At 54.7% G+C, this 25,960-nt stretch carries 23 protein-coding genes; 12 read left to right on the top strand and 11 right to left on the bottom strand.

All coding sequences use genetic code 11. From position 1 onward, the window contains the following. Positions 1 to 787: 787 nt before the first annotated feature. From AC2FH6_RS10450 to AC2FH6_RS10420, 7 genes are all read left to right on the top strand, one after another. The gene (locus AC2FH6_RS10450) at positions 788 to 1,234 is read left to right on the top strand and encodes a universal stress protein (protein ID WP_496691984.1); all 447 of its coding nucleotides are present in this window, start codon (positions 788 to 790) and stop codon (positions 1,232 to 1,234) included. Between the two features lie 255 nt (positions 1,235 to 1,489). Further along, positions 1,490 to 2,275, top strand: a complete 786-nt coding sequence (locus AC2FH6_RS10445) for a formate/nitrite transporter family protein (RefSeq protein ID WP_496702432.1) — start codon at positions 1,490 to 1,492, stop codon at positions 2,273 to 2,275. A gap of 244 nt (positions 2,276 to 2,519) precedes the next feature. Continuing rightward, positions 2,520 to 2,897, top strand: a complete 378-nt coding sequence (locus tag AC2FH6_RS10440) for a SnoaL-like domain-containing protein (RefSeq protein WP_496701419.1) — start codon at positions 2,520 to 2,522, stop codon at positions 2,895 to 2,897. Positions 2,898 to 3,243: 346 nt separating this feature from the next. Next, entirely contained in the window at positions 3,244 to 4,239 is a 996-nt protein-coding gene (locus tag AC2FH6_RS10435) for an HlyD family secretion protein (RefSeq protein WP_496702430.1), read from the top strand. After that, positions 4,236 to 6,932 carry a ribosome-associated ATPase/putative transporter RbbA gene (rbbA, locus tag AC2FH6_RS10430; RefSeq protein WP_496702428.1) on the top strand — a complete coding sequence of 899 codons (2,697 nt, stop codon included), beginning with the start codon at positions 4,236 to 4,238 and terminating at the stop codon, positions 6,930 to 6,932. Before AC2FH6_RS10435 ends, rbbA begins: the two co-directional genes overlap by 4 nt. Further along, positions 6,933 to 8,057, top strand: a complete 1,125-nt coding sequence (locus AC2FH6_RS10425) for an ABC transporter permease (RefSeq protein WP_496679684.1) — start codon at positions 6,933 to 6,935, stop codon at positions 8,055 to 8,057. Positions 8,058 to 8,481: 424 nt separating this feature from the next. Beyond that, positions 8,482 to 10,056 carry a trypsin-like peptidase domain-containing protein gene (locus AC2FH6_RS10420; RefSeq protein ID WP_496702427.1) on the top strand — a complete coding sequence of 525 codons (1,575 nt, stop codon included), beginning with the start codon at positions 8,482 to 8,484 and terminating at the stop codon, positions 10,054 to 10,056. Between the two features lie 9 nt (positions 10,057 to 10,065). On the opposite strand, the gene AC2FH6_RS10415 is transcribed toward AC2FH6_RS10420, so the two are convergent. After that, the gene (locus AC2FH6_RS10415; RefSeq protein ID WP_496702426.1) at positions 10,066 to 11,682 is read right to left on the bottom strand and encodes an MFS transporter; all 1,617 of its coding nucleotides are present in this window, start codon (positions 11,680 to 11,682) and stop codon (positions 10,066 to 10,068) included. Positions 11,683 to 11,730: 48 nt separating this feature from the next. Next, positions 11,731 to 12,951 carry an APC family permease gene (locus tag AC2FH6_RS10410; RefSeq protein WP_496702424.1) on the bottom strand — a complete coding sequence of 407 codons (1,221 nt, stop codon included), beginning with the start codon at positions 12,949 to 12,951 and terminating at the stop codon, positions 11,731 to 11,733. A gap of 380 nt (positions 12,952 to 13,331) precedes the next feature. On the opposite strand from AC2FH6_RS10410, the gene AC2FH6_RS10405 reads away from it, so the two are divergent. From AC2FH6_RS10405 to AC2FH6_RS10395, 3 genes are all read left to right on the top strand, one after another. Next, complete coding sequence (locus AC2FH6_RS10405; protein ID WP_496691992.1) at positions 13,332 to 13,763, top strand: c-type cytochrome; 432 nt, start codon at positions 13,332 to 13,334, stop codon at positions 13,761 to 13,763. A gap of 133 nt (positions 13,764 to 13,896) precedes the next feature. Further along, positions 13,897 to 14,346, top strand: coding sequence for a phasin family protein (locus tag AC2FH6_RS10400; protein ID WP_496702422.1), 450 nt, complete (start codon positions 13,897 to 13,899; stop codon positions 14,344 to 14,346). A 60-nt stretch (positions 14,347 to 14,406) separates the two neighbouring features. After that, positions 14,407 to 14,814 carry a universal stress protein gene (locus AC2FH6_RS10395; RefSeq protein WP_496702420.1) on the top strand — a complete coding sequence of 136 codons (408 nt, stop codon included), beginning with the start codon at positions 14,407 to 14,409 and terminating at the stop codon, positions 14,812 to 14,814. 398 nt (positions 14,815 to 15,212) lie between these two features. On the opposite strand, the gene AC2FH6_RS10390 is transcribed toward AC2FH6_RS10395, so the two are convergent. The 6 genes from AC2FH6_RS10390 to AC2FH6_RS10365 form a co-directional block, all read right to left on the bottom strand. Next, positions 15,213 to 16,601, bottom strand: a complete 1,389-nt coding sequence (locus AC2FH6_RS10390) for a peptidase M16 family protein (RefSeq protein WP_496702418.1) — start codon at positions 16,599 to 16,601, stop codon at positions 15,213 to 15,215. A gap of 1 nt (position 16,602) precedes the next feature. Continuing rightward, positions 16,603 to 17,892, bottom strand: a complete 1,290-nt coding sequence (locus tag AC2FH6_RS10385; RefSeq protein WP_496702416.1) for a M16 family metallopeptidase — start codon at positions 17,890 to 17,892, stop codon at positions 16,603 to 16,605. Positions 17,893 to 17,998: 106 nt separating this feature from the next. After that, the gene (locus AC2FH6_RS10380; RefSeq protein ID WP_496691997.1) at positions 17,999 to 18,169 is read right to left on the bottom strand and encodes a hypothetical protein; all 171 of its coding nucleotides are present in this window, start codon (positions 18,167 to 18,169) and stop codon (positions 17,999 to 18,001) included. A gap of 294 nt (positions 18,170 to 18,463) precedes the next feature. Beyond that, positions 18,464 to 19,375 (bottom strand): NAD(P)-dependent oxidoreductase, encoded by a 912-nt coding sequence (locus AC2FH6_RS10375; RefSeq protein WP_496702414.1) that lies wholly within the window; start codon positions 19,373 to 19,375, stop codon positions 18,464 to 18,466. A gap of 17 nt (positions 19,376 to 19,392) precedes the next feature. Continuing rightward, positions 19,393 to 19,941: an isochorismatase family protein gene (locus AC2FH6_RS10370; protein ID WP_496702412.1), complete on the bottom strand. Its 549-nt coding sequence runs from the start codon at positions 19,939 to 19,941 to the stop codon at positions 19,393 to 19,395. After that, complete coding sequence (locus AC2FH6_RS10365) at positions 19,938 to 20,819, bottom strand: HalD/BesD family halogenase (protein WP_496702410.1); 882 nt, start codon at positions 20,817 to 20,819, stop codon at positions 19,938 to 19,940. The genes AC2FH6_RS10370 and AC2FH6_RS10365 overlap by 4 nt, the downstream gene beginning before the upstream one ends. A gap of 119 nt (positions 20,820 to 20,938) precedes the next feature. On the opposite strand from AC2FH6_RS10365, the gene AC2FH6_RS10360 reads away from it, so the two are divergent. Both AC2FH6_RS10360 and AC2FH6_RS10355 read left to right on the top strand, forming a co-directional pair. Further along, complete coding sequence (locus AC2FH6_RS10360) at positions 20,939 to 21,808, top strand: LysR family transcriptional regulator (protein ID WP_496692001.1); 870 nt, start codon at positions 20,939 to 20,941, stop codon at positions 21,806 to 21,808. A gap of 709 nt (positions 21,809 to 22,517) precedes the next feature. Then, a complete protein-coding gene (locus tag AC2FH6_RS10355; RefSeq protein ID WP_496702408.1) occupies positions 22,518 to 23,150 on the top strand; it encodes a tyrosine-type recombinase/integrase in 633 nt (210 codons plus the stop codon). A gap of 116 nt (positions 23,151 to 23,266) precedes the next feature. On the opposite strand, the gene urtE is transcribed toward AC2FH6_RS10355, so the two are convergent. Genes urtE through urtC form a run of 3 tightly spaced genes read right to left on the bottom strand, consistent with a single transcriptional unit; the run spans position 23,267 to position 25,960 of the window. Further along, entirely contained in the window at positions 23,267 to 23,974 is a 708-nt protein-coding gene (gene urtE / locus AC2FH6_RS10350) for an urea ABC transporter ATP-binding subunit UrtE (protein WP_142639074.1), read from the bottom strand. After that, entirely contained in the window at positions 23,964 to 24,704 is a 741-nt protein-coding gene (urtD, locus tag AC2FH6_RS10345; RefSeq protein WP_142639072.1) for an urea ABC transporter ATP-binding protein UrtD, read from the bottom strand. The genes urtE and urtD overlap by 11 nt, the downstream gene beginning before the upstream one ends. Next, positions 24,701 to 25,960, bottom strand: coding sequence for an urea ABC transporter permease subunit UrtC (gene urtC / locus AC2FH6_RS10340; protein WP_496702406.1), 1,260 nt, complete (start codon positions 25,958 to 25,960; stop codon positions 24,701 to 24,703). Before urtC ends, urtD begins: the two co-directional genes overlap by 4 nt.

Genomic DNA, 25,960 nt, shown 5'->3' with positions numbered 1-25,960 from the left:
GGGCGCGGGTGAGGCACCCATTGGCTGGCTTATGCGGTTTTGGAAAGCGCGAAAGCTAAAGTTAACCAGAATGCACTGCGTATGGTCATTGCGCCGACCGTTCGCCATTCAAACGGCGTTCCACTAAGTGCCACTAGTATCAGAACAACGAACACCAATAGTGTAGATAGGCCAAGCAACCAGGCAATTCGTTGTGCCCAGATTGTGGATTTATGGAGCGCGAAAGCGCCTAGCAAATAGATAAATCCAGCCAGAAAATTGAACCAAAGCACGAATAGAACTGCATCTCCGACTGCAGCTCTGGCAGCAGCCCCCCCAAACAGGGCTGTTCCTCCTGAGAAAATGGTAAGGAGACCAAAGAGTAATGCGGCTATCGTAACTGGGCGAACCCAAGGCGGAGAGGAAGGCATCTTTGTATTCCCAGAAATAAGATTGAAACTCATGTCGTGGGCAATCTGCCGTCCTTGCCAAACGAAATGAAACGCACGTCCCTAATAGCAAATCTTCTCGCCATTTCCCTTGATCTTTATCATTGGGCTTAACTTGATACCCTTTGAAAAAATGCAGCGTCTGCGCGAGGTTTTTCGCAATAATTATGCGCTCTTGCCCCTTTGGGATGACCCGTTTGCAACTCCTAACATTTTTCAAAATTGGTTCAGTTACCGTGTATCTTCTGGAAATAGACGGACGACTACGCTCGAACCTGCAGTGAAAAGTGTTGATTTGAGTCAAAGTTAACTACTGCAAGCTCGCCCATACTAACTCCTCACTAAGGAGGGAGTGCAACATGTTCAAAAAGATCGTAGTTGGCTTGGATGGATCTGAGGCGTCAGAAGCAGCTCTGCGCGTTGCCTGTGATATTTCAAGCAAATATGGCTCCCAAATTCACCTTGTTCATACACCTCAGCCCCAAACCGTGGCGTTCGCAATGGGCGCATTGGCTGGCTATCACGCCGTCACGACAATGCCTTCAGACGAAGAGGTGCAGCAGGCAGCAAACAAGATTATTTCCTCTGGTAGAGAGATCGCCGAAGAGTACAATCAGACGGTTTCGCAAACGTATACCCAACGCGGTGATCCCGTCGACCAGATCATCGCATGTGCCGAGCAATGCAAAGCTGACCTGATTGTGACGGGCCGCCGTGGATTGGGAAGCATTAGTAGCCTAATTCAAGGGAGCACCTCTCTAGGCATCAGTCGGAATGCCACTTGTGCTGTTTTAACCGTTGCCTGAATTTCAAACTTGGCCCCAATCGGCGCTAAACGATGAGGATCGAAAAGTTCTGCGTTGAGATCTCGCGAAAGCGGAAGCTGAAGTAGACCTCATGGGTACCTATGGCCATGACCGCGCGCCAAACTGTGTTAGGTGGAACTATCCGAACTCAGAGGGAACAGATAGCCTTCCGGTTTTATTTGCGCGTTAGTTCAAGGTCAGAAGACAGGCTTAAACTACCTGCTACGTAAACTCGTGCCAACTCTGGAGCGCCACATGAACCCCCCGGCCCTGTTCGATGCTCATAAACCCGCTGAAATTGCAACGTTAGTTGAGACTGCCGGGGTCGCAAAGGCAAAGCTGCCACTAGCACCCATGTTCGTTCTTGCGATGCTGGCTGGAGCATTCATAGGGTTTGGCGCAGCGGCCTATACGATGGCGGTCACGGGGGCAGACAGCGCTTCAGGGCCGATCCGCGTTCTGGGAGGAGCAGTGTTTTCCCTGGGCCTTATCCTGGTGATCACAGGTGGTGCGGAACTGTTCACCGGCAATGTCCTGATGGTGATAGCAGCGGTCGATCGCAAGATACCGCTGCGGCTGCTTTTCCGAAGCTGGGGCATCGTCTACGTTGGTAACTTCGTGGGTGCCGTTGGGCTTGCATTAGCTTTCGCCCTGACCGGCTTGCTTGATGGGCCGATGGGTAGCACTGCCATAAGGGTAGCCGATGCCAAAGCGGGGTTGGAACCGATGGAGGCTTTCGCCCGCGGCGCATTGTGCAACGGGCTGGTTTGCCTTGCCGTATGGCTGTCCTTCGCCGCCCGCAGCGTCGCTGGAAAAATTCTAGCGGTCTTGTGGCCCGTCTCTGCATTTGTGCTGCTGGGGCTCGAGCATTCGATTGCGAACATGTATTTCTTCCCGCAGGGCTGGGCTGCGGGAGCAACTGTGCCGGTTTTCGCAGCGGCGGCCAATCTGCTATGGGTCACTCTGGGTAACATTGTCGGCGGGGCGGGAGGAGTTGCCTTGGCCTATTGGTTTGCTTATCTTGGCGGATCCAAACGGTAAGATCCGCTTCTTCGATTTCAGCACCCGCCCGAGAGAAATGATCGGAAACAGTTGGTTCTGAAAGCGTTGTCTAATAGCGCACTGGCTGAAGACGGCGCCGGGAATTGGGCCGCTCATTTCCACTGTGCAAGTCGTCCTCTCGATCCCGATCTGAATCCTTCGCGAACCTCTAACTTTATTGATCCCTGTCAAGATTGGCAAAGGTATGATGTGATAAAGTTGAGGCTGAAATTGGGGGGCTATCATGGAAAAATTAGTCGAGATTGGACGAACATTCGTTCAGGCAATGCGTGATCGCAGAGGTCTTGCAAACGTTGGTGAAATGTATGCCGAAAACGCTCAATCTATTGAGGCGGTTGTGCCTCCGGTTCGACAGTTTCGCATCACCAAGGGCCGGGATGCTATCAAGGGAAAAAGAGAGGACTGGCTGGCAGCTCATGAAATCGTCGAATTCGACGTGGATGGCCCCTATGTTCATCCCCCAAACCGCTTCGGTGTACGATATAAGGTTAACGTAACGCAGAAGGCTACAGGGCAACACATGACCTTGAGCGAGATCGCAGTCTATTCGGTAGCAGATGGAAAAATTGTACTTGAAGAGTTCTTCATGTTGCCGAAGTAGGAAAGACAGCCAGCAACGCTGACGCAGTGTTGGTTTTATCTGCACGTTGGAAGCGTGACTCGTAAGAGCTTTGACACGACAGATGGACAACTGGGCATTTATTTCGACTACGGGATGCTTGCCCTTGCGCATCATTGCGACCAATTCGGCGCAGCCGTCATAAAGAGTCACACCCCGAAAGCCTCATTGGGCCATGGATGTGGGTCAACAACCAGACCTGTGCCTCAATTTCGTACCCGATAAGCACTTGGACAATCATCAGATAGAACCTGTTTGATCCAACTCAAGGCATCACTTCGAGAGCGAGCTAAATTAGAATAGAAAATTAACTAATGTGCGCGGGGCCATGAGAAAGAACGTACGCGCAATTCTGATCGCCATAGCGCTCCTACTTGCAGGTGCAGCTGTTTATTTTTTCGTCGCAGAAGACAGTGATGAATTGCCGGCTGGGTTTGTACAGGGCAATGGGCGGATCGAGGCTGAACAAGTAGAAATCGCTCCAACCTTTGCCGGGCGCGTTGCTCGGGTCATAGCAGCAGAGGGCAGCCTGGTTGCTTCGGGTGAACTGCTGGTTGAAATGGATACAGATGAATTATCTGCAGCCCTTGACCGTGCCAGTGCCCAGGTTGCGCTGGCGCGCCAAACCAAGGCCGAAGCCGAAGCCGTGGTCATCCAGCGAGAAAGCCAGCAGCGTCGCGCTTCGCAGGAGCTTGACCGGGCCAAGGCGTTGCTGGCCGGTCAGAATATCTCGATGACTGTCTTTGAGGATCGTGAAACCGCGTTTCAGGTTGCGGATGCCGTGCTGGGCGCGGCCAAGGCCCGGGTTGCAACGGCGGATAGCCAGATTGCCGCCGCAGAGGCCGAGGTGCGCCGGATTGCGGCACAAATAGAGGATGGTTCTCTCATCGCTCCCATGCCGGGGCGTATTCTGTATCGACTGGCCGAGCCCGGCGAGGTCGTTGGAGCGGGCGAACCGATCTTGACGTTACTCAGTTTGGAAAACGTCTATATGGAGGTCTTCCTGCCTGCACGCGAAGCGGGACTATTGCCCATCGGTGCCGAGGCGCGCATCGTGCTTGATGCGTTGCCGGAATTTGCCATCCCAGCAACCGTAACCTTCGTCTCTCCCGAAGCTCAATTCACTCCCAAGCAGGTAGAAACTTTGAGCGAACGGGAGCAGCTGGTTTTTCGCGTTCGGGTTCGCATTCCCAGGGATTTGGTTACGGCGCGGATAGAGCATGTGAAGACCGGCCTTCGCGGCATTGCAGTGATCCGACTTACTTCCGATGGCGCGTGGCCAGACGATCTGGATAGACGAATTCCACCCGAGCTGTTCGAATGAGCGCCGAGGGGGGCTCATCGGGTTTCTGCATCAACGGTGTCAGACACACGTACCGACAGCATGTTGCGTTGGATAACCTTTCGCTGGTTCTGCCAACTGGCCAGCTTATCGGATTGATCGGGCCGGACGGGGTTGGCAAGTCAACGCTGCTGGGATTGATTACCGGCGCAAAGCAACTTCAGTCCGGGGAAATTGATGTTCTCGGGGGATCGATAGGTGACCACGCGCACCGTCACCGCGTGTGCCCGGCGATCGCATTTATGCCGCAGGGATTGGGCCGCAACTTATACGCGGAACTGTCTGTGCGTGAGAATCTCGAGTTCTTTTCACGTCTTTTCGGACAGGGGCAACAGGAACGTGAAATCAGGATCGCGGCCTTGCTGTCAGCGACCGGACTTGCGCCCTTTTCGGACCGGCTTATGGGCAAACTTTCGGGCGGAATGAAGCAGAAACTTGGACTGTGTTGTGCGCTGATCCACGACCCTAAGTTTCTGGTACTGGACGAACCGACGACCGGAATTGATCCCCTGTCGCGGCGCCAATTCTGGGCGCTGATAGACGCGGTCCGAGAAGAAACGCCCGGTCTCTCCATACTGGTTTCAACGGCCTATATGGAGGAAGCCGAACAATTCGATTTTATCGTAGCGATGGATGCCGGTCGGGTGATATTTCACGGCCCCCCTGCCAAGCTGAAGGGTAAAGCCCGGGATCTTGAAACATCTTACAGGCAGCTACAGGCGCGAGGAGAACCCCGGTTTGTGCCGAACAAGGTACCCATGCATCATCAAGGTGCAGACCCGGTGATCACGGCGCGTGGGTTGACCCGGCGCTTTGGCGATTTTACTGCCGTCGACAACGTCGAATTCTCGATCCACCGAGGCGAAATCTTTGGCTTCCTCGGATCAAACGGCTGCGGCAAGTCAACCACCATGAAAATGCTGACAGGTCTTCTGCCAGCAAGTGAGGGAGAGGCGCTGCTGTTCGGCAGAACGGTGGATGCGCGCGATCTAAGGATGCGCTGCGAGATCGGGTATATGAGCCAGGCATTCTCGCTTTATGGCGAGCTGACCGTTCAACAAAACCTCCAGTTGCACGCCCGCATCTTTGCGATCAAGGATCGTGTGGAACGCATTGATGAATTGGCCGAACGTTTCGGCCTGAAGGCACATATGGGCACGCTGGCGTCGGCGCTTCCGCTGGGTATCAAGCAGCGTCTTTCCCTTGCCGTCGCCGTGATCCACAGGCCTCGGGTGTTGATCCTGGATGAGCCAACCTCGGGCGTGGACCCCGAGGCGCGCGACTCGTTTTGGGCGCTGTTAATCGAGCTGTCGCGAGACGATGATGTAACGATTTTCGTCTCGACACATTTCATGACCGAAGCGGAGCGCTGTGATCGCGTTTCTTTCATGCATGCAGGCCGGGTATTAGCTGAAGGTACACCAGATGAGTTGATCGCAACGGCGCAGTCGGACAGTCTGGAAGGTGCGTTCATCGCTGTCCTGGAGGCCGTCGAGCCGCCCGCGCCGGTAGCAGCACCCAATGTTTCGGTTGATGCTGTCAACCCGGGCGCTGCCGGAAGTATCGGGCGCATACTGGCCTATGCACGGCGCGAAACAACCGAGGTTCTGCGCGATCGCGTCCGTTTGGCTTTTGCTTTCCTTGGCTCGGTGATCCTGATGTTGGTCTTTTGCTATGGGATCACTCTGGACATAGAAGACCTGGATTTCGCGGTACTCGACCTGTCTCAATCGCCTGAGAGTCGTACCTATATCGCCGAGATTTCTGGTTCGCGCTATTTCAACCCCACGGCGCCACTGGCCAGTTTTGAAGACGGCCGCGAGCGGTTGGCCAAAGGAGACATCTCGCTGGTTGTCGAACTTCCACCCGATTTTGGTCGCAAGCTGCGCGCCGGCGAGCCAACTGAAGTCTTGGCAATTGTGGACGGTGCGATACCGTTCAAGGGTGAGACAATAGAGGGCTATGTGGCCGGGCTTCACAGTACGTTTCTGGAAGTACTGGCCCGCCAAAGTGGTGAGCAGTCGGTCGAAATCGCCCGCATCGAACCGCGCTTCCGATATAATCAAAGCTTTGAAAGTATCGCTGCAATGGCCCCTGCCATGCCTGCGATCCTGTTGATAATGCTGCCGGCCGTTTTGATGGCAGTTAGTGTCGCGCGGGAGAAAGAGTTGGGCACGATCACCAATTTCTACGCAACGCCAACGACGCGGCTCGAATTTCTGGTTGGCAAACAGATCCCCTACATTGCGATAGCGTTCGTCAATTTCCTACTTTTGGCAGCGATGACGATCTTCATTTTTGGCGTGCCCCTAAAAGGAAATCCGGTGCCTCTTGCAATTGGTGCTTTCCTATATGTTTGGGCAACCACATCTTATGGACTGCTTATTGCGACCATAACGTCGAGCCAGGTGGCCGCAACTTTTGCCACCGCTATCGCGTCGGTGGTGCCGACCATTCAATTCTCCGGGCTGCTACAACCGATCTCGACGTTGGAAGGCGGCGCCCAGACAATTGGATCGCTCTGGCCTTCATCCTATTTCCTGCATCTAAACGTCGGCGCGTTCACCAAAGGTCTTAGCTGGGATGCACTTGCCCCCGACCTTCTGGCCCTAGCCTGTTTCGGGCCTGCGCTAACCTTGATCGCTGCACTGTTACTCCGAGCGCAGGAGAAGTGAATGCAACGATTGTCCCGCATATTCTGGCTTGGTTTGAAAGAAATGATGAGCCTCCGGCGCGACTGGGTGATGATGGCGCTGCTTGTCTGGTCATTCACGCTGGCGCCCGTAATGGAGGCTACGGGCGTTTCAAACTCGGTCAACAATGCATCCATTGCATTTGCCGACGAGGATGGCTCGCCGCTTTCGCGCTCGCTTGCCTCAGCGTTTTTTCCGCCTGAATTCCAACCCGTTGTCCAGATCGCACCGGGCACCGGGGCCGAAAAGATGGATGCAGGGCATTTCCTGTTTGTAGTCGCAGTACCACCAGGGTTCGAGAAAGATGTTCGAGCCAGGCGCGCGCCAGAAATACAGGTTTTGATCGATGCGACAGCGATGGAGCAGGCCGGAATTGGAGCGAACTACATCATCAATATCTTGAGCGCCGAGATCCGGCGCTTTGCCATCGGAGCAGAATTGTTAGACCCGCCCCCCATCGATATCATTGTGCGCAGCGCATTTAATCCAAACCGCGACACTGTTCGTTTCGCCGGTATCGTCGCGTTGATCGGCCAGATCATGTGGCTGACCACAATCCTTACCGGTGCTGCCATGATCCGTGAGCGCGAGCATGGAACAATCGAACACCTGCTGGCGATGCCGCTTACCCCATTTGACATTGCGGTCGCCAAGATCTGGGCAAACGCTGCGGTGGTTCTGGTAGCGACCGCCCTATCGCTGACCTTTGTTATGCAAGACTTCCTGGGGATCAGCATCGCGGGATCGAAGGTGTTGTTTTTAATTGGCACAGCTCTCTTTCTCTTCACGGCGACGGCGCTTGGGGTGTTTCTTGCGACGATTGCGCGTTCAATGGCTCAATTCGCACTTTTGGTTATGCTGACGGTGCTTCCAATGTTGATGCTGTCAGGAGGAGAGACGCCAATCGAAGGGCAGCCCGGCTGGCTTCAGATTGGAACATCTATCCTCCCATCCCGCCACTACATGTCAGCCAGTCAGTCCATCATTTTCAAAGGTGCCGGGATCGAGACGGTCTGGGCAGAGTTTGTATGGATGGCGTGCTTGGGCGCGATCCTTCTGGCAACAAGTCTGCTGCTTTTTAGACGCTCGGTTGCGCAAGAGACCTAAATAAGTTTTTGCACCTGAGCCAAACTAGGCGGCTGACAGAGCACCCGCTTGCGTAAGATCAATGGCCGCGCCCGTAATTTGGCATAATACTGCCTCGCCGGTATAGCACTAAAGGAGGAGGTTCAGGCGCTTGAAGGCAAACAGACCCAGCAAAACATCCAAATCAAGGACCATCAATTGACACTACGTGGCCAGAAGAAGATCACGCACGTTCACCATGATCGGGTCAACATGTATAGAAGGCCGGTCGGTCATTGGACCTCTCCTGATAGCATCACCTATTTGCAATTAACTCGACGGTAACAATTAACCGCCGGAGAACCGCGCCCGGGCATATTCTGATTGTGTGCTTTATTGCCAAACGTGGAAGTTTCGAGGTTGCCCATGATAGAGTGGGTATAGCGCTATTAAACAGAGATGGGCCATGCGGACACCGGACCAAGGCGACACAGGAGTTGATACAGGTAATGTCCGTGCATTCCTGGAGAGCTTGACCGGCCCGTCTCGTGGGACTGTAGTCTGGCTTGCTGACAACGCTGTGTCAGCCTCGGTTAGTCCGGACCGTACCTTGAGGCTGAGACCGAAAGAAGATGTGCCAGCTTATGACGAAGACATTGCGACTCTTCAGTGGTCAAATGACGGGTACACGTTAAACGCGTTGTCTGATCGGAATATCTGGGTCAATGGTCACAAGGTCGCTTCGGCTGACCTCAGGCACGGCGACATGATCGAATTCGGCGAAAAAGGCCCGATGTCCCGCTACAGGGTGTGCGACCACTCATTCCCTGCACATCGCACGGTCGAGGATATCCTAAGCGACGCGTACGCATATGCGAGAACAAGCCGTCGACCCTTTCCAAGAAAAATTTCCGGTGCACTGCGCGACAGTGGGCGTCGGCTAGCATCACAAACCACAATTCTCTTCAGGATCACCGTTATTGGCGCAATCCTTCTGATCGCCGTATTTGGGTATTTACTGTTTCAGAACGACAGGAAGCTGGCGGACAGCCTGGAACGAGAATCCCATAAGATCGAAGCGGTTGCCGTTATGCTGGCACAGACCCGGGAAGACTCGTTGAAGCCAGAGGATTTGGGTGCACTCAAAGATGCTTTCGAAAGTCAGGTGCTGTCCACTGAGCAGCGTCTTGGCACGCTGGAGGAACGCGCAGGCGCATCAACGCGGATTATCACAGCCTCTACACGTTCCGTCGCGTTCGTCCAGGGCGCCTATGGATTGCGGCAGATCAAAAGCGGGAAATTGCTGCGGCATGTGGTTGGCCCCGATGGAAAGAATCTGCAAACGCCATTTGGACAACCGTGGCTCGAACCAGATGCGATGGGCGAACCTGCTGAGTTTCAGTTTACCGGAACCGGGTTTCTTCTACAGGACCCGCCTCTGTTGGTGACCAACCGTCATGTCGCCTTGCCCTGGACCACTGGCGACCGTGCACAAGCCCTTCAGGCCGCAGCGCTGGAGGCCGAGATGCTGAGTTTGCTGGTCTATTTGCCTGATCAAACTGTGCCAATTAAGGCTGTCTTGCATAAAGCAAGCGAAACCGCAGATCTGGCGCTTCTCTCTATCGACGCCACACGCGTTCGGGGTCTTGGGCTGTTACTTGCAGATGAGCCACCGCGAGCGGGAGAGGAAGTTTTCCTGCTTGGATATCCAACCGGCCTGAAGGCTCTTATCGCGCAGGCCGGTCCGGGCTTTCTGAAAACGCTAGAGAATAAAGGCGCCGTGGATTTCTGGACAATTGCGACCCATCTTTCGGAACAAAATAAAATCCGACCCCTGGCCAGCCGGGGAATCGTAGCCCAGACCAGTCCCGGCGCCATTGTTTATGATGCAGAGACCACAACTGGAGGAAGCGGGGGACCTGCGTTGAACCGAAACGGTAAGGTGGTTGCGATCAACGCCGCGATCTTACCCGAGTTTGGTGGTTCGAATATTGGCGTTCCGGTGTCGCACCTCAAGAAACTTCTCAATGAAAGCGACTGATCCGCGTATTCATTCGCCTGTCCGATATGGTGAATTTTGCACAAGAAAAACCATAATCAGTGGGACTATAGCAGAGATCAGGCCCACGGTAATCAGCAAATTCCCCAAGTGGCTATAGTCAGCGATGGATGCAACTGAACCCGTTCTGGGTTCGGTCACGACACGAGTCACGACAAATACCTGGTTTAGGTATTTCGTGCCCAAGCTACTTGCCGACAATGCCATGTTGGTGAAAGACGCCATGACAGCAAAAAAGGTCGCCTTGAGATGTGTCGGGGCGTTGCGTGCGATCCAGGCCAGCATCGGGACCATCGCGATCTGACCCAGCGGTGACTCGACGGCTGTGTCGAGTATGGCGATGAACCTTGCATCCACAACCCCGCCTGTGTGCGCGGCCGTCCATTCATGCACTCCGTAGTACAAAGCAAGGTTAGGCAGGGCCAGCACTCCGGCGGCAATGGTGAGCAGTACCACCACCTGCGCGATGGAACGACTGGCCATAAACGGCCTGAGGATGATCAGGCCAAGCAGCGCTAGTAGTGAGGTCAGGAGCGCCAGAATTGCCAGAAACTGTTCGTCGAACCCAAGCTCGTCGATTTCGAACCAGGTCAATCCCGGACCAGGCAACGGGACCGCGCGAAAAACGAAAATGATTGTCGCCGTCCCGATCAGAACCTTGGCCTGTTTCGACTCCAGCTCCCTTAGCAGCCGTGACATGAGATAGAGAATGACCGTGAGCGAAACCGCAAAAACAGTCTCTTGCGCAAAGGCGAAATTTGCGGTTCCCAACACAACGCTGAATACAACAAACGCGAGACCTCCCAGCAGTATTGGCCACCTTACTTCGGTGGCTTGATCCGGTTTGTGTGGAAGGTGCCCAAGACTAACGAGGCGACGCTGTATCAGAGCATGAAGAACCACTCCGCTGATCGACAGTAAGGGGACAACAAGAGCGACGAGATAGACCTGACCGTAGAGAACCAAACGATCGCTTTTATCCAGGTCCTCCGCGCCCGAAAAAATCCAGATGTTAACCGCTGCGACTCCCGCGAACCCGGATATGATCGCAATCCTGCCCAGGGTCTGCATGGTAGTGTGGCGGGCACGAACTTCTTCATGCGTAAACGCGAACCCGTCTTGGTTGGTTTGTGGTACCGCTTCGACCGTCATGGCATCTGCCACGACGTCCTGAATGGCATAACCAGAAGGTGCCAGGATCAAGGCAACGACATACCAATGCTCAGGCAGCATGGCCCCGGCCATCTGGGCAGGCGCGGTCACAAGTCCATACATGATAAGCAACGAGGCCGTGATAAGAGACGCGCCAACCAATATCAGCAGCGATTTCCAACGCCAGAACAGATCCACCAGATGCCCAAGCGGCATTTTCAAAATCCAGGGCAATCCGGCCCAAAATGCCAAGCCCGCCACGAAAGCAGCAGATAGATTCAGATAGTCCTTGAGGAAAAACGCGCCAACGACGGATGTCAGTCCCGAAACTCCGGCCGCGAAGTACACCATTAACGGTGGCATGTAGGACCATTGTAATTGCGTGACCAGATCAACGAATGTCCGGTGCCACCAGTCAGAGAGCCGCCTTCCAAGTGTAGGTCGATCAGTGTTCATAAGTCATTCGGATCCCGTTCTGGCGACCTAACGCCGTCGGATTTTCTCTCAAAGAAACCCGGCGCCAAAAAGCAGGGTGCTGGTCAGCACACCAAGGATTGGCACGACAAGAGGTACGTGGAAATGTTGTCGGGTTGAATCCGGTTTCAACTTCAAAAAGATCAGCGAGAAATTGACTAGAACAAACACCCCCAAGACGATCTGAGATGTGCGTTCTGCTAGGGTGCCGATCGGCAGTGTTTGGGTCAGTAGAAGGATTAGCGCCACAACCAGCAGGGTTGCGACGACTGGTGTCTGGGTTACCTGCGGGACACTCGCCAGTATTTTCGGCAGATGATCCCGGTCGGCAAGGCCGTAGATTACCCGCGACGCCATTATCATCTGGATCAGGACGCCATTGACTGTTGCAACGACTGCGACTGCGGCAAACCCCTGTTTGATTACTTCGGGTGCATTTGAAAAAACCAAAGCAAGCGGGGCAGTCGACGTCGACAAGGTATCGATAGGAACAACAAGCAGGACCGTAATTGAGGTCGCCAGATACAGACCCGTCGCCAGAACGAGCGTCAGCAGAATTGCCCTAGGAATTGTGCGAACTGGGTCTTTTACTTCTTCGGCGACGTTTGCCATGTCCTCGAATCCAACAAAGGCAAAGAAAGCCAGAAGCGACGCCGCGAAAATGCCCCGCCAAGCGTTGATCTCAAAACCTGGAATCGTCTCGCTGAACGCATAGCCTTGCGGATCCTGCACGGACATGCCCCAGCCAATCACAAACAGAAGCCCCGAAATCTCGATGATTGTGATCACTGCAGCCACAAATACTGATTGCGCAATGCCCCAGAGTGCAATCAGTCCCATAACCGACACGATGCCGATCGTAAGCAACGTGGTGCCAAGGTTGGTCAGGGTGTGAAGATAAGAGGCCGCTCCAATCGCAACGGCCGAAGCCGATATCACTCCCGAAGCAGCGACGGCGAGACCCACCAACACGGCAATCCAGTTTCTTTGAAACCCCGCTTCGACGTATGCCGCTTCTCCCGCGCTTACGGGATAACGTGTCGCGAGTTCGGCGTACGACAAAGCCGTCAGCGAAACGACGAGCGCTGCAATGAGAAACGAAACAGCGGCGTAAGGACCAGCGACCTCGGCGGTAGCACCGACAAGCACATAGACTCCCGCACCGACGGTGACACCTAGCCCGTAAAGCGTAAGCAACGGGGCAGTAAGCGCGCGTCGGAGTTTAGGTGTCGGTGGATCGGCCGTATGCATTGGCTTCACTCCTCAATGAACAAACGCCTGTGTACCGAAGCTACAGCGCGGTTAAGTACACCAGTCACTAACGAGGGGCTCGCCACCATTCATTCTGAGCCCCTGCGGTGGAATTTCCACGCTTTTGCAATTCCGCTTATCACCATGTTTGATTTGGATGCAGGCGATGAACGGCAATCCCGCTGAAACATTCATGCTTTACTATGTAATGTACCTTTTTGAATTGATCTATGTCATTGGTCGCCAAGAACCGACCAGCCAAGCGGAACCGACTGCAGTGTACTTACTTTCGTCGCAGTCTTTCCCAGCTGGTACTCAAAGGCTGAATATGAGCGAGATCAATGAAGCGTTCATTCATTACCGCGTAGTCTAAACGCGAAATGCTGACGTTCGAGGAGGAACAGATGCCAGTTTATCGCGGACTTCTTTTGTCAATATTTGCTGCAAGTGCTGCACTGGCGCAGGATATTGACCTTCAAAACGGAAACAATCTCTACAGAACCTATTGCTGGCAATGCCATGGTTTCGAGGCCACTGGAGATGGTCCAATGGCGGAGATGCTGGCAATAAGGACGCCTGATTTGACCAGGCTTGCGGCCCAAAACGACGGTGTTTTTCCGATTGAGGCGGTGGCGCGTCAAATCGATGGTCGCGCACCATTGCTCGCGCATGGCGGAGAAATGCCCATTTTTGGACCGGCTTTGGATTCGGACCAAAAAGTTGCGCTGACCATGCCTGACGGCCAGCCGATGTTCGCAGGTGTGCCGTTGGCAAATGTGATCTATTATCTGGAGTCTCTTCAAATCGAGTAGGTTGGTACAAATGCTGCCATTAGATTGTAGAGGACCACTGCCCACGTTTGTTGACGCCGGTTGATCTACATTAAGGTTATTTTCTACGGGATTTGGTAACATTCAGCATTGGGAAGATGAGGAGGAATCTCCGATGCCTGAAGAGAAGCCAAAATCAAGTTACTCCAACCCACTTGTTGATGTTTTCAAGCAGATGCAGCCGACTACTACGGCCAATCCGTTTTTAGGCGCTCAGCTTGAGCAATTCTGGGACACGCAGGAGAAATCACTGAAAGAGGCAGAGGCCTTTGCTCAACATTGGTTTGAGAGGCGTCACGAGGCTGTTCGAACCGCGCTAGAAGCTGCGCGCTCGGCGTCTGCTGCAGACCCGACTGATCCGGCGAAAGCACTGCAATTCATAGCAGAGTGGCAGAAGCATTCAGCCGAACGGCTCGTGGCTGACGCTCAGGAATGGTTCGAAACAGTTGCCCGATGTGCAGCATTTGCAGCGGAAACCGAAGCCGAAGCTGTGGAAAAAACAATAGATGATGTTGCAAGCACAGCAAAGAAAGCGGGTAAGTCTTCGAAATCCGAACCGGTTTAGAGTGCCGTATCACCGCGGAGGCCGGAATGATCGTAGCTGGAGCAATCGAAGGTGACTAACATGTATAAGAACATTCTGATTCCAGTCGCGCTGGACAACGATCACGATACACAGGCCTCATTTGAAGCTGCTCGTTTGCTGGCGAGTGCCGATGCGGAATTCACAGTGCTCCATGTGCAGGAGCCGATCCCTGCATATGTGGCATCCCAGATACCCGAGGAAGTTCTGGCCAACACGCGAAAAGAGCTTCAGGAAGGCTTACATCGGAACGCTGCAGAGCTACCGGGGGCGAAACCGCGGCTTATCTCGGGGAGCGCTGGCCGAGCGATCGTTGATTTCGCAAATGAAAATGGCATCGATTGCATCGTGCTGGCCTCACACAAGCCGGGGATCGAGAACATGTTTATTGGGTCGACTGCGAACCGGGTCGTTCACCACGCCAATTGTTCTGTCCACGTGATCCGCTGAGTCGTTTTGTGGCAGGTGCTCCAAGTCGAATGCTGGATGCCCAGCATGGGACACAAAGACGACGGAGTGAAATTGGCGTTGCGAGCACGCGCAGCGTGAAAATCGTATTCACGCTATGGGCTCGCTGCGGCTGATTGCCAATGCAGCAGGCAACTTGGCGCAGATGGAACGGAACCAGCCATCGGCAGAATAGGTCAAGCTTCTGATCTTCCACTGTCACGGTCGATGTGCTGTAGTTCGCATGGCAGGAGCGAACTTTGGCGCCGCAAGCGGCGAAACCTGGCTCTGCGCCCAATTTGCACAATGCTGCACTAAACACTTATGACTGCTTTGCGTGGCAATTGAGCTTTGCAGGGGCTAGTGCTTCCTTTTAAAGGCCAACTACAATTGCATTTGATCTATAGGTTTTCAGCATTCGAAAGCACATCAAGGCAAAACCTCAATGGGGTGCTTTTCGGCATCGAGCAGAAACCTTTTGATTGCAACGGGTCCAGAGGAGAGTTTCCTCCTCCGATCAGAATAAGAAGGAAATCCTCCAAAGGCGGCAAAAGCTCATGTGAGATTGCTGCCGTCTCCTCCAATGACAGTGTTTGGAACACGCCAAAAAGTGGAATTTCGATAGTCCCGTCAGCGCCCTCGGGGTACTCGTGCAGGTATTGCCGCGTTCCCCAGACAGGCTCAGTGAAAAAATCGCGATAGTAAGCCCGGTCCAACTGACCGAACTGAATCTCTAAACCTTCTTGTTCAATCTTCCCGCTGCGGACACTCTGATAGATTTCCTTTATTTTCTCATAGATCTCTGGCCATCTTACCGCCTCAACTGTTGCGCTCAGTGAGATAATCGCCTTTCTCTTCCCCATGACAACGAAATCTGAACGTGGATCGTAAGCCGCACGCATTTCCTGGCGGATTATCCGAAACATCTCAGACCCTTGGTTTGCGCCAATGTAATCCACCAAGACATTTGTTCCAACTTGGTCAGCCTCGTCCGCAAACTCCTCTGCTTTGACAAAAAGGATCAGCATCTCGGAAGAGTCGGGATCGGCAAAGTGAATGACACCCGCTGGAAGGGTGAAGTCATCCACATCCGTGCCAATCAACGCTTCAGCCCATTTTGCAAAAGGCAGTTCCCACTTTCCCTTCGGGCGGGGAAGATTGTTAACCAGTCGAATGGTGCGGCGTTCTACTTCTTCATCTCCAGATCTTAGGATTGCCTGAATGGGTTGACCGAAACGAAATTGGCCATCCCAAACCTCGGTTTCTGCTTCGTCAGGTTCGTACTCTAGGAAATCCGCCACTTCATCCAGAACATGTTCTGGCATTCTGGTCCTGGTAGACTTGATTGGGCTGGAATACCGCAGCTCTCTTGCATACCAGCCGTCGGAGTATTCCGGCTCAAGCAATAGATTTTCGAGGTGGACGATGGTCTCTGGAAAGACTTCATTTGGCGCCGAAACAGTGAGCATCAGACTATGGCGACTTGTTTCGACGTAATACCTGATCCCCTTCAACTGCTTGTATTTAGCAATTTTGTGGGAGGAACGGCTTGATGTTCCTCCTGACACGATACTTGCGAGACCAGCGCGCAACGCGGCCACCCGTTCTGTTGTTGGCCGATCAATTGGCCAAACCAAGGTGAGTTCTGAGATGCCGTTTTCTAGTGGCATCAGATAAACAATATTCGCATCGCCAGTCGTTGCGATCAGCTCTGCTCGGACCTGCTGCGCTGACAGCAGGCTGAGAACCATTAAGAGAGAGGAAGTGAACCGGCTTTTGAATGCTTGCATGTTACTCTGCTTTTTCGGCCAACACGACTGATGTGGCTGATGGCTTGATGACCTTTTCGGCAAAATCAATAACGTCCTGATCTGTCGTATCGTTCAAGATCTCGACAAATACTGACGGTGTGACAGGTGGGAAGCCATCAGAAGCCACATTCTTCAGAAATGATAGAAACTCTACGGGTCGGCGCGCGGCATTCCGGGCTCCAACGACCTGCGTCTGGCGTGCTTGATTGATTTCGTCCCTGGTGATCGGTTCGTTCAACAAATTCGCCAGAGTTTCTGTCAGATGGCTGTGCGCCGGGTCCAAGCTGAAGCCAGGCATCAGGTGCAAATCTATGGTAAGTTCCAGATCAGCATTCTTGGCAAAATACCAGTCAGCATCGACGCTGAAAACACGCTCGTCTTGATAGTACAGGGCCTTGTATAGCCTTTCGTTCAAAATATCGATGGCGATGAAAAATGCGCCCTGCATCTCGATGCTGGTTGACCGATCTTCGAAGTCCACGAATTTCGCAAACTGGACTGTGTCATGCGCCAGCTTGTCCGACCTAATGCGCTCAATAAACTTGAGCTCGGGATCCGGTTTGTGGTCTAACCAGGGCTTCTGAGGAACCTCAGAAGGTTCTGTGTCCCCAAATATACGTGCAACGAGTTCTTCGGCTTTATCAGGGTCAATTTTCCCCGACACGATTAACGTCACATTGGATGGCACATAGTGTGTTTCGTGAAACTGATAGGCCTTCTCAAGGTTCAATTTGGGAAGATCTTCAATGGTGTTATTTGCCCGACCACGCAGAGTGCCATAGAGGTTTTGAAGCGCAATTCTTCGGAGCCAGCGAAGCGGAGACTGTCTTTCGCGTAGCAGTGTTTCACGCTGAACGATATCTATTTCGCTTTCCGCAAATCCTTTCGGCAGTGTTGGGGTGTCAAGAACCGCCCGAGACAGCCGCAACAGCATTTCTATGTCGGAAGGAACGCCAGAATTAGTGTAGACAGTAGATACGTTGTGCGTTGTCGCATGGATATCACGCTCTCGGGGCTTTCTCAGAATGGTAGCATCCGCTGAAAACGCGGCCAGATGTTCAGTCAGATGCGCCGTACCGGATGGTTCCGGATCGTCATACGCCCCCGAGAGAACAATTAGCTGCACGTCCACACGGTCGAGGTCGTCTACCGGAACTACGTAAGCTGCGTGTAATCCGCCTTTCTCAGAAAGAGTGATAACGCTCTGAGCTTGAGCAGCTCCAGCAAACACCAAGAGGACAAGCGAAAAAAACAAAACGACTGCGTGCATTATTATCCTTTAAACTATTTCACTTAAGCCAAATAACGTCCGTCGTTAGGCGTTCAACGAAAGCGAAAATGATTTGCTGAATGCTTGTGGGATACGAGTTGTTATTTCAAGTCGCCAATTGAAAACTTGTCGAAATGTTTTCGGTTTGCTGCAAATCAACGACCGCGAACGACTGGTTCGGCGACATGCGCTGCATCGTATCAATGGTGGTGCCGCACGTGCGAGAGAATGCTGCATCAGCAAAGCAGGAAAATCCAATGTCGGCATTGTCCTGCATAGCAGGCCTTCATACTGTCTGAACCGAACCGATGACCTACTGAAACCGTCAGATGACTGGTTTGAGCCCCCACCAGTCGTTGCTATTTTTTTCTGCGTGCGCTCGCAGCTAGGATTTTTCGGCACCCGCGCAACTTCTCATGTTGCGGTGCGGCGGCCATTCTGGCCGTTCGCGCACCGCGCAGCATTCTTTAAGGTGGGAATTTACAGGTCGCAGACAATGCCGACTTTTGCTGAAACGGTGCCAAAGTCAGCAACTGACTTCGGTTGGGGCATACCAAAGTGGCCTGGATCGCTATTTCTCCCAATGGGGCACCCAGTCACCATCCGTACGCAGTGACACACCGGCGGCATCTTCTTCCAGCTTGATTACGTGCAGTTCGCCCTTGTCGCCGCCGTAGGTTTTTCGCGCTTCTTCAAATTGCGCGCAGACCAGACGTGTCGCGGGGGCCGGTGTTCCTGCGTCATCGCAGGCCTCGACAATGAGCCCCAAGTCTTTTTGGCACAGGTCTAGCGTGAAAGATGGATCGTAGTGCCCTGCAAAGACCGACGGCGCATCATGGTGCATACACCAGCTATCGCTGGCCCCAATTTTCAGAGCTTCCCATGCTCGGGGCAATTCAACGCCGGATTTTACGGCCATGACCAATGCCTCTCCCATCGCGGTGGCGTGGATCGCCCAAAGTTGGTTGCTGGCAAGTTTGGTGATTGACCCGTTGCCGCTTTGGCCCATGTAGTGCATCGGCCCCATCAGCTCCATCACGGGGCGGATACGCTCGATCGTGTCCTCGTCGCCGCCGGCAAATTGCGGCATATTGCCTGCACGTGCGCCATCAACCGCGCCTGATACCGGGGCGTCGACCGGCTGGACGCCCTTGGCTGCCAATGCGCTTCCAAGTGCTCGTGCCAGGGTCGGTTGGTTGGTTGTCATATCAACCCAAACCTGCCCCGCCCCCATCGCCGACAGTAGACCGTTTTGACCCCGAACCACCTGTTCGATCTGCTTGGGACCAAACACCATAGTAAAGACGATATCGGCATCTTTGGCGGCCATGGCGGGCGTATCAGCCCACGTTGCCCCAAGCGCCAGATGCCGTTCGGCGCGCTTAGCGTCCAGATCACAAACGTCCAGCTGATGCCCGCCATTGATCAGGTTCAGGGCCGCCGCCCCACCCATCGTGCCAAGCCCGATAAAACCAATGCGCATGTGTGTGTCTCCTGAAATCAAGCGGCGAGGATTTCGTCGGTCGATTGGACCGCACCAAATTCGCCGTGAAGGTTTGCAAGGGTCATCGAGTGGATTTGCGCGGCGGTATGGGCAACCCCGTCTGGACCGGTTGCGTCATAGGCCCAGACCGCATCAGAGGCATAGATCATATCAAACCCAAGGCTGCTGGCCGAGCGTGCGGCGGATTCAGCACAATGATTGGCGGTCGCACCGCAGATGACGACCCGTTCAATGCCCGCGCCCTGCAAATCAGCTAAAAGCGTGGTGCCACCAAATGCACTAGAGGCGTGTTTGACGATCACTTGTTCGCCGTTCTGAGGTGCGGCAAACGGTTGAACGGCAGAACCCGGTGCATCTGGGTGAAACGGATCATCCGCATCTGTGCCGTGGTGGTGGATGTGGATGATCTTGTCACCAGATGCGCGGAATTGCGACAGCAAACGTCCAATATTGTCAGACGCTTCAGGGCAAGACCGCGCGGCCCCAGCAGCATCGTCATGGGCGAGCGCCATTTGCACATCAATAACGAGGAGAGCGGTTTTCATTGTGATATTCCTTTAGCCTGCGCCAGTGCGGCCCTACGATCCTCAAGGATTTTTTCAACGCGTGTGCCATAGATGCGTACGTTGATGTCGTCGCTGATGACACGACCTTTTTGTTCATCATAGGTCATAATTGCCGTCATTCTGGGATGCGCGCCGAACACTTCGGTCACACCGTGCAAGGAATATCCGCCACGGAACAGTGTAAACGTCCCGGCCCCACGATCGAATTTATGCGCATGGGACATATCCCCCGCCAATAACCGGTCCACGGCGTCACGGTCTTCGGCCTCATCTGTGCGCGAATTTGGCAAGAATGCAAAATCGCCACCGCTTTCAGCTGCTTTCAAAAGCAACGTCACGGTACATTCGGTTGTATCATAATGCCATGCATGCCAACTGCCGGGGTAAAGTGCGACAACATTCAGTGCCTGAAACTCATCTGCACAACGATGCAACACGGTCTTTTTCTGCACACGGCGAACGAAGTCCGTCAGGACATCCGACTTATATAACTGCTGGATCAACGTATCTGCCGGTATCTGGTCATCGGCAAGCTGAGTAGCCACATGGGTGTATTCGCGACGTCGCGGATCATCTTCTGGCAAGGACGGATCAATCGCACCTTGATAGATGTTGCGTTTGATTGTCAGCACCTCGGCACCGGGCAAAAGGCTGCTGGATTCGTCCTCAAGGGCGGCCAATGCGTCCGCGCGAATGAAGCCATCCAGATTGCACCAGCCGTACGCCTCCATGTGGTCCTGACAGTCCTTCAGGAACGCCGCACCCGCGCCCTTACCCAGATCAGCAATTGGATAACGCGCAAGATCGACGAGGTTCAGGGCCATGTCAGCATGGGTTCCAAAATCGGTCTTTGACATCGCACTCTCCTTTGGAAATCGGGCAGACGCGGGCCCGTTACCCATTGATAGACGAGCAGTTGGCAGAAGATAAACGAAACGAATTGCCCTCAAGCACATAAATATCTTATGCCACACGGGTGAAACAGAATCTCAATCTGAATTGGCTGCGCACGTTTGAGGCCGCGGCCCGCCACCAGAGCTTTACCGCCGCAAGCCATGAATTGGGCCTGACGCAAACCGCCGTCAGCCAACATATCAAGGCGCTGGAGACCAAGCTGGGGCAAAACCTGTTCATCCGCCGCGCCAAAAGCCTGCAGCTTACGGATATCGGGCAAGCCTATCTGATTTCGGTGCGTGAGGCGCTTGAACACATCGCGTTTTCGACCAGCGGGCTTTTTGGGCCGGAGCTAGAAACGACCATCGTTGTGCGCGCCTCTGCGGCGATGATCATCTGGCTGACGCCGAAGCTGTCCACCTTTCAAGATGAACACCCGCAAATCGTGATCAAGCTTGAAACGTCGCTGTGGCAAAATGTGCTGGAAAAACACCCCGTCGATGTCGAGATTTTGCTCGCCGCGCAGACCCACGCAAACCCACGCATGGTCAAGCTGTCGGACGAGAGAATCCTGCCCGTCTGCGGGGTGCAGACATCAACGAAAGTCCAAAGGCCCGCGGATCTGATGCAACTTGATGCCATTCACGTTCTGGGCTTTGACGACCATTGGGCGCGTTATTTATCCGCCAACGGCCTGCCAATTGACAGGATTTCTCCCCGCATCATTGTTGACACCTCGGTCGCGGCCTGTGAATTGGCCGCCGCGGAGAACGGCTGCGCGATTATGTTCGAACGGTTCGCACAACAGGCCATCGCCGCAGGGCGCGCCATCAATATTGTCGGTGACCCCATCGCGAATGGTCAGTCACATTATGTCATCCAACGAAATACGGGCCTCCCCGAAAAACAGGCGTCAGCGGCATTTTGTGAATGGTTGGCCGCTTGCTTTTGACGTTCGCCTCGGAGCCAAAGGGGCTTTTCTGCGAACGGTTGGAAACATCTCTTTAAACCCCATGAGCAAGCCGTTCGTCGACTTTGCAGCCTTGGCCGAACTGGGCTCTTCACGGCCATGCGGTGCCAAAGAAACCCGGGGTCCCTTCGCGGTCTGATAGCGTCCCTTCGCGTAGACAACGCATTTCCGTCCGAACCACCTGTATAAATTCGTGATTCTCAGGCCGCAAAAGTGAGCATGCGTCGTTCGCTGTCTGGCAGCGGGAATTCCGGCAACGGGTAGCGAACCATCGCTCAGAGCCCAACCTGTACCTTGGATTTTTTCGCTGCGTGCGCTCGCAACACGGAAAATTCTGGGCACGCACAAATTCTTGTGTCACGGCGCAGCGCTGAATTCGGCCATTCAAATATTGCATAGCAAGAATGTGCGCCCGGATTCACAGGATGTAGACTAAAGCAGTGATCCGTGAAAATCCGTGCAAGCGTCGGCCCACCGGACCGGTGCTTCCACGGTGGGGCTGACGCGCCTTGATTCCGTTCTGGGGTGCATCACAACCTATGTCCGCCAACGAACTCAAAGCGGTTCAATGCCTGCACCGAGAACTCAAGTAGAGTGGGCTTCGGACAGCAGGCATCCGATTCGATTGTACAAGTGCCTCGTTGGCGCGGTGCCGATGATTGGGTGCGGAGGGCGGATTGGAGGGCACATTATGCCTAGAGCTCAACTTCCCGCAGTCACCCCAAAGCGCAGAGCATGGAACAAGGGGCGGATCATCGGCCAGAAACGCCCCTTGTTTCCCAAGCAGGTCTGGGCGATCCGTGCTCGGCTCGAACTCGCCGGAAATCTGCGCGATCTTGCGCTGTTCAACGTCGCCATTGATAGCAAGCTGCGTGGATGCGATTTGGTTAGGCTTGCCGTGACCGATCTGGTCAAAGATGATCGTGCTCGAGAACGGGTTTCAGTGGTCCAGAGCAAAACCAAGAAACCAGTACAATTCGAACTGACGGAAAACACACGGGATACGGTTCATGCTTGGGTCAAGTCGCCAAAGATGATGGGCTGTAGCTTCATGTTTCCGAGCCGTTTCCTCGAGCGACCCCATATCTCAACGCGTCAGTTTGGTCGGCTTGTCCGGGATTGGGTGACAGCGATTGGATTGGAACCGAGCGGTTACGGAACCCATTCACTCCGCCGAACCAAAGCAGCGGAGATTTACCGTAAGACAGGGAATCTCCGTGCAGTGCAGCTTTTGCTGGGTCACACTAAGATTGACAGTACAGTGCGTTACCTTGGCGTTGAGTTGGAAGATGCTCTCACTATTGCGGAGCAGATTGAAATCTGACCCGCGTCGGTGAATGGCACTTGCCGTTCGCCGGTTTGGAACAGACTTACGGCCTTGACGCGGCGAAACCGGTTATGAAGGGAAGAATAGTATACAGATCACCCTGCCATTGCGTACTACAAAGACGTGCTTGCGGTCAGCTTTTCGAGTGATAGTTCCGGCTTTCGCGCGCTCAGTTTGACGGCACCGCGCTCCATCACGACGAAGGCATCCCCAAGATCATAGGCGAAGGACAGATACTGTTCGACTAGGACGATAGCGATGTTCCCGCGTTCCTTCAGAATGCGGATGGTGCCGCCGATCTGCTGGATGACGTTCGGCTGGATACCTTCGGTCGGTTCATCCAGAAGAAGTACTTTCGGGTTCGACACCAGCGCGCGCGCGATCGCCAGTTGCTGTTGCTGGCCGCCTGAAAGGTCACCGCCCCGCCGTTGCAGGAACTTCTTCAGAATGGGGAACAGATCAAAAATCTCGTCCTTCACCTTGCGTTCGCCACTTGGCAGGCAGGCAAATCCCGTCTCAAGGTTTTCCTGCACCGTCAAAAACGGAAAGATCTCGCGCCCCTGGGGCACATAGGCAACGCCCTTCCGCGCAAGGTCAAAGGCCTTCAGCTTTCCGATGCTTTGGCCGTCCAGATCATAGTCGCCCCCCGACCGGGGATGGGTGCCCGCCAGCGCCTTTAACAGCGACGTCTTGCCTACGCCATTGGTGCCCATCAAGCAGGTGACCTCGCCCTGGGCCGCGTCGAAATCCACGCCGTTCAGAATTTGGCTGCCGCCATAGTGCAGCGTCAGATCGCGGATGCTGAGGAAACTATCGGCCAAGGTACACCTCGATGACTTGCTGGTTCTTGGTGACGTGATCGATCGAGCCTTCGGCCAGAACCGAGCCTTCGTGCAGCACGGTCACTTTGCAATCCAAACGCCGCACGAAATCCATGTCGTGTTCCACTACGACGACAGCGCGGGTCTTCGCCGCGTCCCGCAGAATTTGCGTGGTCTTCTGACGTTCTGCGGTCGTCATGCCTGCCGCAGGTTCGTCCACCAGCAACAGCTTCGGTTCCTGTGCCAAGAGCATCCCGATCTCCAACCATTGCTTTTGCCCGTGGGACAACTCGCCAGATTTCCGTGACAGAACCGCGTCCAGCCCAATGACATCCGCCAGTTCTTCGACCCGGGCAAAGTCCGGTGTTTCGGGTTTGAACAGCAGCACGGCCAGCGGCGACCGCGACTTTTTCAGCGCCATCATCAGGTTGTCTTGAACTGTCTGATCCTCAAACACCGTGGGTCGCTGGAACTTGCGCCCGACCCCTTCCATGGCGATCTTGCTTTCCGATTTGCCCAGCAAGGACACGGGCGGTTCGCCCCAAAGCACATGGCCCTCGTCAGGCCGGGTTTTACCGGTCACCACATCCATGAAGGTGGTCTTGCCCGCGCCGTTCGGGCCGATGACCGCCCGCAATTCGGCCCTGTCAATGCTGAACGACAGGTTGTTCAGCGCCTTGAACCCGTCAAAGCTGACCGACACGCCCGAGACTTCAAGAAGCGCGCTCATGCATCTGCCTCCTTTTCTCTCAAAGAACCGTGGCCCGGCCCCAGGTCGCGCCCATGCCGATTGGGGTTGCGACGCGCTGCCAAGGCGTCGACCAGCCCTCCAATGCCTTTCGGTGCGAAAAGCGTAACCGCCACGAAGGACAGCCCCAACAGGACGGTCCACCAATCGACCCATTGAATGCGATACCCGGCGATGTTCAGGTCAGGGGCTTGCCCGCCGGTAAACCAGGTCGACAAGAGCGAGACGAAAGCCGCGCCGATCACGGCTCCGTACAATCGCCCACGCCCGCCGATGGCCACCCAGACCGCCAGATAGATCGAGGCAATCGGCGCCAGTTCCGCCGGGTTGATGATGCCCGCCTGTGGGTAGTAGATTGCGCCTGCAATGCCAGCGAGCACGGCCGATACGGTGAAGACAAACAGCTTGAACGCCTCGACTGGATAGCCAAGGAAGCGCACCCGCGCTTCGTCGTCCCGAATGCCCCTGAGGACCGAGCCGAACTTGCCCGACACCATCCATGTCGCCAGCAGGTATCCAAGCCCCAAGGCCAGGGCCGAGGCCCAAAGGAACCAGACCGAAACGATGGCCTGACTAGTGCTCTCCAACCCCGGCAGGTTCTGCAGGCCTGACAGACCGTTGTTGCCGCGCAATCCGCTGTCGTTTTGGAACAGGTACAGTGACAGCGCCAGCGTCATCGCCTGCGTCAGGATCGAAAGGTACACACCTGTCACCCGGCTGCGGAAGGCCAGCCAGCCAAAGACCAGCGCCAGAAGCCCCGGCGCCAGTACGACGGCGGCCAGTTGCAGCGGCAGAGAATGGGCAAAGGCCCAGATCGGCGGAAATTCTGAGGCTCCGACGACACCGAAGATCTGGCCAGCGATCCCGCTGGAGACCTCTTCGGGCGTTGGCGGCAGCCCTCCGGCGGCGAGGCTCTCGACGACGATCAGACGCGTCCGCTCGTACATCAGCCACATGCCTATCGCGTAACCGCCCATTCCGAAGAAGGCCATATGCCCAAGGGACAGGATACCGCAATAGCCCCAGACCAGATCCATCGCCAGCGCGACGAGGCAGAGGCACAGGGTCTTGCCCAGGGTCTTGACGAAACTGGTCGAGATGACGCCGATACCGAACCCTTCGGACAGGATCGTCACGCCCAGGGTGAACAGCCCCAGACAGGCCAGAAAGATAAGCACCGACGGATAACGCACCATGAAAGGTGTGCGACGCACAGGGCCTGCTGTCAGTTCCGCCAT

It is taken from the genome of Ruegeria sp. CDSC045 (assembly GCF_059610725.1).
The sequence above is the reverse complement of the archived record's forward strand: the minus strand, read 5'-3'. Positions and strand labels throughout refer to the sequence as shown.

Excerpts from the sequence above, each read along its gene's own strand:
- AC2FH6_RS10375 (WP_496702414.1), bottom strand. The coding sequence starts at position 19,375 with ATGCGCATTGGTTTTATCGGGCTTGGCACGATGGGTGGGGCGGCGGCC.
- urtC (WP_496702406.1), bottom strand. The coding sequence starts at position 25,960 with ATGGCGGAACTGACAGCAGGCCCTGTGCGTCGCACACCTTTCATGGTG.
- AC2FH6_RS10410 (WP_496702424.1), bottom strand. The coding sequence starts at position 12,951 with ATGCATACGGCCGATCCACCGACACCTAAACTCCGACGCGCGCTTACT.
- AC2FH6_RS10445 (WP_496702432.1), top strand. The coding sequence starts at position 1,490 with ATGAACCCCCCGGCCCTGTTCGATGCTCATAAACCCGCTGAAATTGCA.
- AC2FH6_RS10415 (WP_496702426.1), bottom strand. The coding sequence starts at position 11,682 with ATGAACACTGATCGACCTACACTTGGAAGGCGGCTCTCTGACTGGTGG.
- AC2FH6_RS10395 (WP_496702420.1), top strand. The coding sequence starts at position 14,407 with ATGTATAAGAACATTCTGATTCCAGTCGCGCTGGACAACGATCACGAT.
- AC2FH6_RS10450 (WP_496691984.1), top strand. The coding sequence starts at position 788 with ATGTTCAAAAAGATCGTAGTTGGCTTGGATGGATCTGAGGCGTCAGAA.
- AC2FH6_RS10400 (WP_496702422.1), top strand. The coding sequence starts at position 13,897 with ATGCCTGAAGAGAAGCCAAAATCAAGTTACTCCAACCCACTTGTTGAT.
- AC2FH6_RS10440 (WP_496701419.1), top strand. The coding sequence starts at position 2,520 with ATGGAAAAATTAGTCGAGATTGGACGAACATTCGTTCAGGCAATGCGT.
- rbbA (WP_496702428.1), top strand. The coding sequence starts at position 4,236 with ATGAGCGCCGAGGGGGGCTCATCGGGTTTCTGCATCAACGGTGTCAGA.
- AC2FH6_RS10355 (WP_496702408.1), top strand. The coding sequence starts at position 22,518 with ATGCCTAGAGCTCAACTTCCCGCAGTCACCCCAAAGCGCAGAGCATGG.
- AC2FH6_RS10385 (WP_496702416.1), bottom strand. The coding sequence starts at position 17,892 with ATGCACGCAGTCGTTTTGTTTTTTTCGCTTGTCCTCTTGGTGTTTGCT.
- AC2FH6_RS10425 (WP_496679684.1), top strand. The coding sequence starts at position 6,933 with ATGCAACGATTGTCCCGCATATTCTGGCTTGGTTTGAAAGAAATGATG.
- AC2FH6_RS10390 (WP_496702418.1), bottom strand. The coding sequence starts at position 16,601 with ATGCAAGCATTCAAAAGCCGGTTCACTTCCTCTCTCTTAATGGTTCTC.
- AC2FH6_RS10405 (WP_496691992.1), top strand. The coding sequence starts at position 13,332 with ATGCTGACGTTCGAGGAGGAACAGATGCCAGTTTATCGCGGACTTCTT.
- AC2FH6_RS10380 (WP_496691997.1), bottom strand. The coding sequence starts at position 18,169 with ATGCAGGACAATGCCGACATTGGATTTTCCTGCTTTGCTGATGCAGCA.
- AC2FH6_RS10370 (WP_496702412.1), bottom strand. The coding sequence starts at position 19,941 with ATGAAAACCGCTCTCCTCGTTATTGATGTGCAAATGGCGCTCGCCCAT.
- AC2FH6_RS10365 (WP_496702410.1), bottom strand. The coding sequence starts at position 20,819 with ATGTCAAAGACCGATTTTGGAACCCATGCTGACATGGCCCTGAACCTC.
- AC2FH6_RS10435 (WP_496702430.1), top strand. The coding sequence starts at position 3,244 with ATGAGAAAGAACGTACGCGCAATTCTGATCGCCATAGCGCTCCTACTT.
- urtD (WP_142639072.1), bottom strand. The coding sequence starts at position 24,704 with ATGAGCGCGCTTCTTGAAGTCTCGGGCGTGTCGGTCAGCTTTGACGGG.
- AC2FH6_RS10420 (WP_496702427.1), top strand. The coding sequence starts at position 8,482 with ATGCGGACACCGGACCAAGGCGACACAGGAGTTGATACAGGTAATGTC.